General features: G+C 39.9%; 11 protein-coding genes. 10 read left to right on the forward strand and 1 reads right to left on the reverse strand.

Annotated elements, in window-relative coordinates; genetic code table 11:
* Window positions 1-141: 141 nt before the first annotated feature.
* From AAC000_RS09675 to AAC000_RS09685, 3 genes are all read left to right on the forward strand, one after another.
* A complete protein-coding gene (locus tag AAC000_RS09675; RefSeq protein WP_339722202.1) occupies window positions 142-447 on the forward strand; it encodes a DUF6471 domain-containing protein in 306 nt (101 codons plus the stop codon).
* Between the two features lie 530 nt (window positions 448-977).
* Window positions 978-2,024, forward strand: coding sequence for a tRNA preQ1(34) S-adenosylmethionine ribosyltransferase-isomerase QueA (gene queA, locus AAC000_RS09680; protein ID WP_339722204.1), 1,047 nt, complete (start codon window positions 978-980; stop codon window positions 2,022-2,024).
* A gap of 373 nt (window positions 2,025-2,397) precedes the next feature.
* On the forward strand, window positions 2,398-3,009 hold the full coding sequence (locus tag AAC000_RS09685; protein ID WP_339722206.1) for a hypothetical protein: 612 nt from the start codon (window positions 2,398-2,400) through the stop codon (window positions 3,007-3,009).
* 403 nt (window positions 3,010-3,412) lie between these two features.
* Here the strand turns inward: AAC000_RS09685 and AAC000_RS09690 are convergent, their stop codons facing one another.
* Window positions 3,413-4,450: a hypothetical protein gene (locus tag AAC000_RS09690; RefSeq protein ID WP_339722208.1), complete on the reverse strand. Its 1,038-nt coding sequence runs from the start codon at window positions 4,448-4,450 to the stop codon at window positions 3,413-3,415.
* Between the two features lie 374 nt (window positions 4,451-4,824).
* Between AAC000_RS09690 and tgt the strand changes: the two genes are divergently transcribed.
* The 7 genes from tgt (at window position 4,825) to AAC000_RS09725 (ending at window position 13,142) form a co-directional block, all read left to right on the forward strand.
* On the forward strand, window positions 4,825-5,943 hold the full coding sequence (tgt, locus tag AAC000_RS09695; RefSeq protein WP_339722210.1) for a tRNA guanosine(34) transglycosylase Tgt: 1,119 nt from the start codon (window positions 4,825-4,827) through the stop codon (window positions 5,941-5,943).
* A gap of 43 nt (window positions 5,944-5,986) precedes the next feature.
* A complete protein-coding gene (gene yajC, locus AAC000_RS09700; RefSeq protein ID WP_339722212.1) occupies window positions 5,987-6,322 on the forward strand; it encodes a preprotein translocase subunit YajC in 336 nt (111 codons plus the stop codon).
* Between the two features lie 61 nt (window positions 6,323-6,383).
* Window positions 6,384-8,228: a protein translocase subunit SecD gene (gene secD / locus AAC000_RS09705; protein ID WP_339722214.1), complete on the forward strand. Its 1,845-nt coding sequence runs from the start codon at window positions 6,384-6,386 to the stop codon at window positions 8,226-8,228.
* A gap of 10 nt (window positions 8,229-8,238) precedes the next feature.
* Window positions 8,239-9,180, forward strand: coding sequence for a protein translocase subunit SecF (gene secF / locus AAC000_RS09710; protein ID WP_339722216.1), 942 nt, complete (start codon window positions 8,239-8,241; stop codon window positions 9,178-9,180).
* 169 nt (window positions 9,181-9,349) lie between these two features.
* Window positions 9,350-12,247: an insulinase family protein gene (locus AAC000_RS09715; RefSeq protein ID WP_339722218.1), complete on the forward strand. Its 2,898-nt coding sequence runs from the start codon at window positions 9,350-9,352 to the stop codon at window positions 12,245-12,247.
* A 79-nt stretch (window positions 12,248-12,326) separates the two neighbouring features.
* Entirely contained in the window at window positions 12,327-12,719 is a 393-nt protein-coding gene (locus tag AAC000_RS09720) for a hypothetical protein (RefSeq protein ID WP_339722219.1), read from the forward strand.
* A 66-nt stretch (window positions 12,720-12,785) separates the two neighbouring features.
* On the forward strand, window positions 12,786-13,142 hold the full coding sequence (locus tag AAC000_RS09725) for a hypothetical protein (protein ID WP_339722221.1): 357 nt from the start codon (window positions 12,786-12,788) through the stop codon (window positions 13,140-13,142).
* Window positions 13,143-13,263 lie beyond the last annotated feature (121 nt).

The following is a 13,263-nucleotide window of genomic DNA, read 5'->3' on the forward strand; positions in this document are numbered from 1 at the left end:
ATGTTAGCCATCAGTGATATTACGTGTCACAGTTTAGTCAGTTTAAAGTTAATATGTCAAATGATATTTTCAACATTTGATATTTATATGTTTTAAATGTAAATTATAATTCACGTTTGGTTATTCGGTAAAGCTAATATTATGTCCAAAAATAATGATGAAACAACGAACAATACAGTACCATCCCTTGCTGCCGATTGGCGACAACTGGTTCAGCGTCTACTTAAAGCTGAAATGTCAAAGCGTGGTACTAAATATCAAGACCTCAGCGACAGACTATCTAATATAGGCATACATCAAAGCGCAGACAACCTAAGAAATAAAGTCAATAAGGGCATTATGGGCGCAGATTTGTTGTTACAAATCATGTACGTGTTGAATATGCGCAAGATCGAACGAGATGAGATTATTGAAATATTTACTGATTTAGGCAGCCCATTGGAATAAAAATTAACTGAGTTGACCTTTCATATTAATTTTACTCAGGTTGGGTAGGCATGGTTCGAAAGATTAGGGCCTTTAGGCAAGGGCATTTGACAATGGGAGTAAAGTTTTACCTAAACTAAATCTCTAAATTGAATGCTTGGGTCTTAATTCAATTTGCCGGTAACAGTAAAAACATAGCGACTGCTCAGCGTTTACCTCTTCAAAATATCTTGGACATAATTGGATTTTTAGGGGGCGTTCTAAAATAAATTTACCAAACATAATTGATACATAGTTGGCCACACAATATGAAAACCAAGAGTGCCAATAATTTAACTATTGAGGCCACTGTCCCAAAGGCAAAAAAAAGCCCGGCTACATCAAATCAATGAGCCGGGCGAAGAACAGTTTGGGAGAAAACGTCAATAATCTAACTGTGGATTTATTCTAATTCAGTAGGATTTATGTGCAATCTAAATAGGGTATGCATACTTGATTGCAGGTATTAAAAAAGATACGTAAAATACAGGGCAAATAACGTTGAGAACACTATGAAACTATCTGATTTCCATTTCGACCTGCCAGAAGAACTTATCGCCCGTTACCCCACCGAAAAACGTAGCAGCAGCCGTTTGATGCAACTAAACGGTAACAGCGGTGAGGTTTCGCACAAAAATTTTGCTGATATAGTGGACTTAATCGAGCAAGGTGATTTGCTTATCTTCAATAATACCCGAGTCATCCCGGCAAGGCTATTAGGCCAAAAAGAATCGGGGGGGAAAGTCGAAGTGTTGATTGAAAGGGTAGTCGATGAACATCGAGTATTAGCCCATGTAAGAGCCAGTAAATCACCCAAAGAGGGTAGCAAGCTAATTCTAGAAGGTTCAGTGCAAGTGGAAATGCTCGCGCGACAGGGGGCCTTGTTTGAGTTGCGTTTTTTGAGCGAAGAACCTGTTTTGAGTGTGCTTGAACAATTTGGTCATATGCCCTTGCCGCCTTACATAGACAGACCTGATGAGGACTCAGACAAAGAACGTTACCAAACTGTTTATAACCAAGTACCTGGCGCTGTCGCTGCACCAACGGCTGGGTTGCACTTTGATGAAGATATTTTACAGAAGCTTAAAAACAAAGGCGTGCAATCAGCATTTGTGACTTTACACGTAGGCGCAGGGACATTTCAGCCTGTACGTGTTGATAATATACTTGAACACCAAATGCATTCTGAGTACGCAGAAGTGCCGCAACAAGTAGTCGATGCTATTTTGGCTACAAAGGCCGCGGGTAAACGTGTCATTGCAGTGGGTACAACATCGGTACGTTCCATTGAATCAGCCGCGCAAGCATCACTAAAGGCTGGGACTGAATTAAGTCCCTTTCTTTCAGATACCGATATCTTTATCTATCCAGGCTATAAATTTCAGTTAGTCGATGCCATGTTAACAAATTTCCATTTATCAGAATCTACCTTGTTAATGTTAGTCAGCGCGTTTTGTGGCAAAGAAAATATCGAAAATGCCTATCAACAAGCTATAGATCAAAAGTATCGATTTTTTAGTTACGGAGACGCAATGTTTTTGGAAAAGCAAGATAGTTAAAGGGCGTTTGCCTAATGGCTGAAAGGAATTTGAAGGAATAGTTCTGAGAGTTTCATTCAATATGCAAAGTTGGAGACCTATCTCGATAATTTTTTGAAATCATAGCTGTGAGCCTATTTTCCAGTTAATCAGACATTTTATGTCAGTAATCTTTACAACTTGTTAAATTTCCAATTTTTCGCTTTGACTAATGAGCTATAACATCTTGATCACTCGATGAATTTATTTTACGGAATAAAAGTTGCCTAATTTTCTACGCCATTCACTACCACTGAAGTGTGTGGCGTTTGATCTCAGTAATAATGAAATTTAACCTTCAGAAAATGCTTTTACTTAGTGTTGTTTTAACTGAGGACTACAAAATTGGAGAACAATGATGTTCAGAAAAAAAGTAGCTTTATCTTTATGCAGCAGTTTGTTTTTGTTTTTTAGTTATTCGTACTCGGCTAGTGGGAGTTTACTAACTGACCCCGACGGCCTAAACGTTAGTTTATATAGTGATGGATTCCTTAGTGATAATGAATTCGGCCCCATCAGTGTCACTATGGGTTATGAACCCTTAGCAGATGGCAATATTTTACCCGCTGGAATGAATGATGGTTCTGAAATGGAAGTCAGCTTTTTCGCCAGTTCAATTTCGTTTATTCAGGAAGTGACCACTGGTTTACTTGATCCTATTACAACGTTGGGTTGGACCATGACCATAGATAACATAGACTGGCCAGTAGGAGTGGAAATTGTATCGGTAGACATTATTTCTAGTACGTATTTGACTAATTTTTCGGTAGATTTTACCGCAAATAGTCTGATAGTTCGTTACGATGGCGGTGATATAATAGACACAGGAGATATATGGCAAGGCGCCGTTGCCTTTACTACTGAACAAACGGAAGTACCTGTCCCACCGCTATTGGGTTTAATATTGTTCGGCTGTTTAGGACTGTATTTTAGACACAATGCTAACCAGTCATTAAATTACTTCTAAATTTGGACTGGTAAACTCTACCAGTCCAAATTTAGCTAAAATGACATGATTTATCAGAGTAAATAATAGAATACAAAATGCAGATTGTTATTCCACTATGGTCGAGTCATGATTCAGTAAGGATAGAAAACGCAACAACCCATAGGGTATTGCCGTGTTGTGTGTAGTGTGAATTTTCTAGAAAATAGGGCTTATGATTATAAGCCCACCCATCAAATTTGTTAATTGAAGACGTGGGTATTATTTTGATGTTCAATACTCATTGCGCTGTAATCACAATCCTCTTATTCGTCCATTTATAGTGCGGAAGATTCTGTCTTAACTAAAGTACTCCTATCTATTTAAGCTCTTAAATGGATAAAAGTAATTGTAGTAATTGTTATAGGGAGTTCATTGATATTGATTACTTAGCATCAGAATAATTTCCTATACAAGGGCCAACACTAAACTCGTAGCCTAAAGAAGAGTCGTTTCTAGTTACCAATAAAATTAAATTTTCGTCAATGGGTAAACTGCGCTGTTCGGGCCGTTTTAAGCAGGCGGACTTTGGATAAGTTTCAAAATGATAAATAAAACCTGCAATGAACTTATCTAGCCACTTTATCTTGCCCTCCTCATCTACTGGTAGAATAAATTGACTTTTATTCAATGTGAGTCTGACATTTTTCGACTCAGATTCACTTAGTACTAACTTGTCGTCAGTGGGGACCGGAGTAGGTATATCTTCTGATGATTCTGCTCTGATCATGGCAATGGGATCTGCAAACAATTCTATTTGCTCGGCGTAAGGCACCGCCATAAAAAAAATCGACATGATGACGTAGGGGATCAACACCAAGCGCAATATCATGGTAATAATAACAAACACCTTGTCTTCCCAGTGTACTCTGACTTTGACCCTTACCAGGCGTAGTAACACACCAACTATTAGCCATAAATTACCCGCCACCAAAGCAACAGAAAAAAACATGATGGAGCTCATTAACAACCAAAACGGCAGCATAATTAAGGTGGCAAAACCTAAAGTGAAAACAAAAGGACCTGGTTCGATACCGGTAATAATATTAATTTTTAGGGCAGATATAGCCAAGGCAAAGTTAGCTGTGGCGGCGTACAAAACTAGGATTAAACCTTTGCCTAACATATGATCCCAAATACGATTAAACACATGCCAAAGCTCTCTGATAAGACCTACACCAGCAATCGCTCCAACCCACAATAAGCCAGAACCTTCTTGGATATCTTGGTCAACATGGACCATTAACAATAGAAATGCGAACAAGTACATCCATTGGGAGAGTGTCAGTTGTGAGCATTTATTGCGTAGCGCTGGGACCATCTGTGTTGGTAACTGCAACCAATCCTTATTGAAAAAGCGGCTGCCCTTGGTTTTTGACGTTTCTACAGTGTTATCGAAGTGCTGTAACTGATTGTTTGACAAATGATTTTACCGAGTTTTGGGATGAATGACGTACAGAATAGGTCTAATATAATAGATTTTTAATCACTATGTTAGTGGCGATATAAGTACTGTCAAAGGTGTTAAATATTTATCGGTATTGATGGCAAAATTCGCCTCTATCAATTGATTAAAGATGACTAATATGTCGTTTACGAGGGGCGCGTTCAATTAAGTTATCGAATCAAACAGAAATTAACCGTGATAAGTTTTCAAACCTCTAGCTGATTCGTATATAATCTCGCATCGTTTTTAAGCATGGCTTGTAAAATAAGGGTTAGCGAACAAATTAAGTTGCGCTCTTTTACAATCCAATTTCGCCATCGGACTGTTTTCCGGTAAGCAGAGATAAATAAATGAAATTTGAATTAGATAATACAGACGGTAAGGCTCGCCGTGGCCGTTTGATTTTTGACCGTGGCGTGGTAGAAACCCCTGCATTTATGCCTGTGGGCACTTACGGTACGGTTAAAGGTATGACACCTGAAGAGTTAGACCAAACAGGTGCACATATCTGTTTAGGGAATACTTTCCATTTAATGTTACGTCCTGGTACCGAAATCATTAAGCAGCACGGTGATTTGCATGATTTTATGCATTGGGATAAACCTATTCTGACTGACTCAGGTGGTTTTCAGGTATTTAGCCTAGGAGACTTGCGCAAGATAACCGAAGAAGGCGTGACTTTTCGTTCCCCTATTAATGGTGAGAAAATTCTTCTTACACCCGAAAAGTCGATGCAAGTGCAGCGTGATTTAGGTTCTGATATCGTGATGATATTTGACGAATGTACGCCTTATCCGGCAACGGAAAGTGAAGCACGGGTTTCCATGGAATTATCGCTGCGCTGGGCCAAGCGTAGTAAAGCTGAACATGGTGATAACCCATCAGCTTTATTTGGCATTATTCAAGGTGGCATGTACGAAGGTTTACGTGATGTTTCTTTGGCTGGCCTAGAAGATATCGGATTTGATGGTTATGCAATAGGTGGCTTGTCAGTGGGCGAGCCAAAAGACGAAATGATCAAGGTGTTAGATCATACTACGGATCAAATTCCTGCAGATAAACCTCGTTATTTAATGGGTGTTGGTAAACCAGAAGATATTGTCGAAGCGGTACGTCGCGGCATTGATATGTTTGATTGTGTCATGCCTACCCGCAATGCACGTAATGGTCACATGTTTATCACTAGTGGCGTGGTCAAAATTCGTAATGCAGTACATAAAACTGATACCGGTCCATTAGATGAAAAATGTGATTGTTACACTTGTAAAAACTATTCTCGGTCATATCTACATCACTTGGATAAATGTAATGAGATACTTGGCGCACGCTTAAATACTATTCATAACTTGCGTTATTATCAGCGTGTTATGCAAGGGTTGCGAGATGCCATTGCTGCTAACGAACTCGATGCTTTTGTCACCGAATTTTACACACAAAAAGACTTACCTGTGCCTCAGTTGAAAAACTAACAGGCATTAACACAATTAAAATTTACAAAAACTAGGGGAAATTATGAGTTTATTTATATCCAATGCCTACGCACAAGACGCTGGTGGAGCTGCTGGTGGCGGTTTTGAAATGTTAATCATGCTGGGTGTGTTTGGTTTGATTTTTTACTTCATGCTTTATCGTCCACAAGCAAAGCGTGTAAAGGATCACAAAAACTTGGTTTCTTCATTAGGTAAAGGCGATGAAGTGCTAACACAAGGTGGTATGGTGGGGAAAATTGTTAAGGTGTCGGAAGAAAAAGATTTTATCGAAATTGCTTTGAATGACACAACCAACATCGTCATCCAAAAATCAGCCGTTTCAGCGGTATTGCCTAAAGGCACTATGAAAGCCATCTAAACATAGATAGCGATAGGGGCGTAACAGCCCCTTTTTATTGAAAGATTGGAAGGAAATTGTTGTGTTAAATCAAACTCCGCTATGGAAGTACCTATTGGTGATCTTTGTGATTGGCCTATGTGCTTTATATGCCTCGCCAAATTTGTATGGCGAAGATCATGCCGTGCAAATATCTGCGGGTAAAAATGCTGAAATCAATACTGCAGTTGTCGAAAAAGTCACTGCTGAATTGGCCTCTGCGAATATTACTAGCAAAAGTATCGTCATAGAGAATGATCAAATTCTGGTACGTTTAAATGATTCTGATAGTCAATTAATTGCCCGTGAAAAAATCGAAAAATCCTTAGGCGACGATTATTTTGTGGCCATGAACTTAGCCCCTGATACACCTGCTTGGTTAGAAGGATTAGGTGGCACACCAATGAAGCTTGGTCTTGATTTACGTGGTGGTGTGCACTTTCTGATGGAAGTGGATATGAAATCGGCTCTGTCTAAAAATTTAGAAGATATGGTAAGCGATTTTCGTACTGCATTGAGGGAAGAAGGCATTCGTTATCGTACGGTAAAACAATTGGAAGACGGAGTAGAAATTTATTTCCGTGACCAAGAAACCTTAGATTCAGCAGAATTCTTTTTAAAAAATCGTAATCGCGACTTAGTGTTTGTTGAAAGAAGTGATCTCGTTATTTTTGCCAGCATGTCGGAGCAAAAACTAGCGGAGACTCGTGATTACGCCGTAAAACAAAATATTACTATTATTCGTAACCGGGTGAATCAATTAGGTGTAGCAGAACCTACAGTTCAAAAACAAGGTCCAGATCGGATAGTAGTGCAACTACCAGGTATTCAAGACACGGCCAAAGCCAAAGAAATTTTGAATGCCACTGCCACTTTGGAATACCGAGAAGTGGATTTAGATCATGATGTGCGTGATGCCATAAATGGTCGTGTGCCTCCGGGCTCAGAATTGTTACCTTACGAAAAAGGCGGCCCACAGCTGCTCAAAAAGAAAGTGATAGTGGCAGGTAGTTCCATAATAGATGCTAACAGTGGTGTTGACCAATATGGTATGCCAAAGGTTTCAATCTCTCTTGACTCTAAAGGTGGGGCGAAGATGCTCAACTTTACTAAGCGAGCAGTGGGTAAACCTATGGCGGTGGTCTTTATTGAATTTAAGGCGACGGGTGAACGAGACAAAGATGACAAACTTATCTTTGAAGAAGAAAGACGTGTTATCAGTGTTGCCACTATTAATGGGGTATTTGGTAATCAGTTTGAAACGACTGGATTAGACTCACCACAAGAAGCCTATGATTTGGCCTTGTTATTAAGAGCAGGGGCCTTGATTGCACCTATTCAAATAATTGAAGAACGCACAGTTGGGCCAAGCCTAGGACAAGAAAATATCGACCTAGGCACCAAAGCGATTATTTATGGTTTTATAGCCGTACTTATCTTTATGCTGATTTATTACAAAAAGTTTGGTTTGGTCGCCAATGTGGCACTAACCCTCAACTTAGTGATGATTATTGGTATTATGTCGATGATTCCTGGCGCCACGCTCACTTTACCTGGTATGGCTGGAATAGTCTTAACCGTTGGTATGGCAGTGGATGCCAATGTGTTGATATTTGAGCGAATACGTGAAGAAGTTCAAGAAGGACGCAGTCCACAACAAGCTATTCATCACGGCTATGACAGCGCATTTTCAACTATTTTAGATGCTAACATTACCACCTTTCTGGTTGGTTTGATTTTGTTTGCTGTAGGCACTGGCCCGATAAAAGGTTTCTCTATTACTTTGATGATAGGAATTATCACCTCAATGTTCACGGCTATCATAGTGACTCGTGTCATCGTTAATGCATGGTGGGGCGGTAAACGTCTGACCAAGTTGTCAATCTAGGAGCACCAACATGCAATTATTAAATATGAAAGAAACCGTTGCTTTTATGGCGCTGAGAAAACCAGCGGCAATTTTGTCGTTGTTTTTACTCATCGGTTCACTAACGTCTTTAGCTATTAATCAACTGAATTGGGGACTCGATTTTACTGGTGGTACTCAAATTGAAGTGGGTTATGCACAGACTGCAGATTTAGAACAGATACGTAAACAGCTGGAAATGTCGGATTTTAAGGATGCGGTAGTTCAAAACTTTGGTAGCAGTCAAGATGTATTAATACGCTTGGCGTCCCGTGAAGGGGTTAAACCTTCTGAGTTAGGCGATGCGGCTATTAAGGTGTTACAGGAAGCCGATAGTAGCGCAGAAATGCGTGGCAGTTCTTTTGTCAGCTCTAGTGTTGGTGACGAGCTCACTGAACAAGGTGGCTTGGCGATGCTGGTGGCTTTAATTTGTATTCTTATTTATGTGGCATTGCGTTTCGAATGGCGTTTTGCATTAGGTTCGGTAGCAGCTCTAACTCATGATGTCATTATCACTTTGGGACTCTTCTCAGTATTAGGTTTAGAGTTTGATTTAACTGTATTGGCTGCGGTTTTGGCGGTGATTGGTTATTCACTCAACGATACAATAGTAGTATGTGACCGTATTCGTGAAAACTTTCGCAAAGTACGTAAAGGGGACTCAGAAGAAATTATCAATATTTCTCTGACACAAACTTTGAATCGCACCATAATCACGTCTTTGACTACTATTTTAGTATTGCTTGCCCTGTTCTTTGTGGGCGGTGCAACTATCCATGGTTTTGCAACTGCCTTGTTGTTCGGGGTCATAATTGGCACCTATTCTTCCATTTATGTTGCAAGCTTAGTCGCCTTAACGCTAGGTATCAGTAAGGAAGATTTGATGCCCACAGAGATTGAAAAAGAAGGTGCTGACCAAGAGCCTATGGTATAGGTCGCTAATAAATTTATTAAACCACAGAGGTCACTCAGTATTCTCTGTGGTTTAATCATTCTCTTCCCTATTAAACACACTTTCTAACAGTCTTTTATACCCACCCTTGGCGGCTTATAAGGTATATTTTGCGGCTGCAGATCATTCACTAAAAATATCAGGAAATATTATGACTTCTTTGACTGGACGTAACTTATCACTGGTACTGTGTATCAGCGCTAGTTTATTCCTAAACGCTTGTGGTTCAACCGACCAAAACAAGCCTGTGGTTATGTCTACCGAGCCCGAACCACAAAGTGAAATAGTAAAAAGTCCAATCGATAATCGCGAATATGTCGCAATAGTATTAGATAACCAACTTGAGGTTATGCTGGTATCAGACCCCAGTATCGAAAAATCAGCGGCTGCCTTAAGTGTGGCAGTAGGGTCTTTGCAAGAGCCTAAAGAATTTGGAGGTTTGGCCCATTATCTTGAACATATGTTATTTTTGGGTACCAAGAGTTATCCCACTGTTGGGGACTATAGTGAGTTTATTAGCCGCAATGGTGGCAGTCAAAATGCCTATACGCAGCTGGATCATACTAACTACATGGTGGCAGTGAATAACGATGCTTACGACCAAGCATTATCTCGCTTTAGTGGGTTTTTCTATGAAGCCATTTTAGATGAAACTTATGCGGATAAAGAGCGTAACGCGGTGCACTCTGAATGGACCATGAAAAGTCCAAATGATTGGGTTATTTTGCAACAACTCGACGGCTCGACCTTGAATCCAGCCCATCCTATCTCGCAATTTAACTGGGGCAATTTAGACTCCTTAGTCGATAAAGAAAACAACAAGTTGCAAACTGCTTTAGAGTCTATGTACAACAGGTATTATTCTGCCAATCTCATGAAAGGTGCCATGGTCAGTAATTTACCAATTTCTGAAATGAAAAAACTGGCCCAAGAACACTTTGGTAAAATTCCCAACAAAGATACACCTAGACCCCAGATGTCAGTGGCGGTAGCTAAGCCCGAACATTTGAAAAAAGTGGTGCATTATATTCCGCAAACTGACATGAAGCAGTTACGTATCAATTTTGTAATTGAAAATAACGCTCATCAATTTGCGGTGAAACCCAATGGATATGTCAATTATTTACTCGCTAACGAAATGCCTGGCACCTTAGCCTCAGCTTTACGGGATGCTGGTTTGAGCGAAGCGGTATATTCAAACTATGATGCTGATGAATATGGTAATGCAGGTAGTTTCACTCTCTACATCGATTTGACCGAGACAGGGGTGCAAAATCGCGACAAGGTGATGGGCGCAGTATTGAAATATTTAGACTTGTTACGCCAAGAAGGGGTTAATCCTAGATACTTCAAAGAAATAAAACAGTCATTGAGCAATAGTTTTCGTTTTAAAGAAAAAACCAACGATTATAATTATGCGATGAAAATTGCCGCCGATCTGCAACACATTCCCGCCGAATACGTATTAAGCAGCGCCTACGAATACCAACGTTTTAACCCTGAGGTGATCCAAGCTGTACTTGACCAATTGACCTTAGACAAGGCGCGTGTTTTTTACATAGATAAAGCACAGCAGGGTGAACTAGCGATGGAATATTTTGCTGGCAAATACAGTGTGCATCAAATTAATTCTGAATTAGAGCTTAAGTGGCAACAACTGTCTGAACAATTTGATTTAAGTTTACCCAGAGCCAACAGCCTGATGCCCGAGAGCTTTGATTTAGTGACGGCAACCTATACCGATAAACCTAAACAGCTAGTGGCAGAAAAAGGTCACACTGTGCACTTAGGACATTCAGCTTTATTTAAACAACCTAAGGGTAGGGTGACACTTGATTTAAATAGTGGATTGACTAAATCCTCTGCAAAAAATCATGTGTTAGCTGATTTGTTAAACCGTGGCTTAGGCCAAAATTTAACTGAACTGCAATCAGAAGCAGGCGCCGCAGGTATGGGCTTAAATGCCAGTTTATCAAACGGCTTGTCACTTACAGCAAGTGGATTTACTGATAAACAAGGTAGGTTGTTGACTAGCGCTCTCAAACAAATATTAGATTTTGACATTAGCGAGAGTGAATTAGCTAATTTAAAAGCGAGTTTTAAATCAGACATTGAAAGCAGTAAACGACAAATATTACTCAATCAGTTATTTCCTAAATTTAGCCAAGTGTCGAATTTAGATGCATTTAGTGATGATGCTTTACTAGCTGAAGTGGATGGCATTTTATCGTCTGATATTAGTCTCTTTAGAGACCAATTGTTAAAACAGGCAAACTTGCGGGTTTTTGCTTATGGGAATTATTCTGATCAACAAGTGATCGACTTGTCTAATTTAGTGTTGAAAAAACTGCCTGACGACCGCGAAGTAGCGGATGTTTATCAAACTCCTTTATTAGAAGTCGCACCGGGGACAATCTATAACTGGCAAGAAAACGTAGAAATGACCGATATTGGATTAATTGATGCTTATTTAGCACCGCGAAATGATGCGGATTTGGGTGCCGCAAGGGTCTTGTCACAAATCATTCGCCCTGCATTGTTTAAACAAATCAGAACAGAAGAGCAACTGGCTTATGCGGTAGGTTTTTTTGGACAAACTTTTAGACAACAAATGTTAGTCGCCTATTATATTCAATCACCTGCAAAAGGGCTGGCAGAAGTAGATGAACGTATTGCATTATTTCGTAGCGCTTTTATTCAGCAGCTTTCAGCGATTACCGAAGAAGAATTTGCAACCACTAAAAACAGTGTGTTAATCACCTTGACGCAACCACCCAAAAACTTGTCTGAAGAAATGGCAGAATTTACAGGTGATTGGCGTGACCAGCAATGGAATTTTGATAGCGAAGAAAGACTGATTGCAGCGATAGAAAAAGTCACATTAGATGATGTGATAAATCTTTATCAGCGAATTCAAGGTGGTAAAGACTTCGGTCGCGTGCTCATTCAAATGCGAGGTACTAAATTCGCAGATAAGGCTTTTGTTGAACCTAAAGGCGCTATCAAAGTCACAGATATTGATAGCTTTCATAAGCAAGTTGGCCAGTAAATATTGGGTATTAAACATAGTGTTATGACCGCAACATAGGTTGCGGTCATAAGGTTAATAAAATAAGAGTAAGAAAAACATGAACGGCTTAAAAACGCTGGCGCTGATTACTGTTTTGGGGGCGCTGCATGGTTGTACTGTTTTAGGGTTTGCTACTGATCTTGCAATACTTACTGCAGCTGATAGAAATCAAAAATCGGGGGAGCCTATGCATACAGACAACACTGAGCTCTTTTTTACCAATGAAGGGCTAAAACATGATGTCAAAGTTGTAAAAAAACTTGTGGAGGAATTCGCCGCTTCTGACAATGATTTCACAGCAGACTTTCAAGAAAACGACGGGGCAAAGGTTTTAGCTTGTAATAATGTAAGAGATGGAAAACAACGCTGTTTTATGCCTGAATATTATCAAGATATGTACATTACAGAAAGTGACCCAGAGGAAGCAAATACAAGCACCACGCAAGATTAGCTTCACAATAGACAGGTTTTTATTTTGTGGTATTCTTTAGTTTCTTGGTGCAAAAGGTAGTTTGAGTTGATCGTTAATAAGGTTCTGACATGGGTTTTGATTGTGGCGCTGTTACTCGGCCAGTCATATGCATATGCATCTGTACCTTGTGAGTCGGTTGACGATCTGGGTAGCCAGCATACGAATCATATGGCTTCTATGTCGACAGATGAGATGCAACACCAGATGCCGCAACAAGCATTGGCTATGGATTGTTGTGACCAAGATTGTAGTTGTCCTACTGGCACATGTTCATCAGTCACCCTCAGCCACTTTATGATTGTCACTGCAGTCAATATAGTGTCACAACCTTCAGTATTTTACCTGTTTTCAATACAAGACGCATTCCTGCCGTCTCTACGTAAACCTCCCATTATTGGCTAACACAAGATAGATCCGTCTTTAAAAAGGCGATCGTAACTCTTTGATTGTAGCTGGCGTATTCGCCAATTCTATTTTTTGATATTACTCCCCTGTCTTTGTGCTTTTTACACTGTGGGGCAAC

This window comes from uncultured Paraglaciecola sp., assembly GCF_963977085.1.
Lineage (GTDB): Bacteria > Pseudomonadota > Gammaproteobacteria > Enterobacterales > Alteromonadaceae > Paraglaciecola.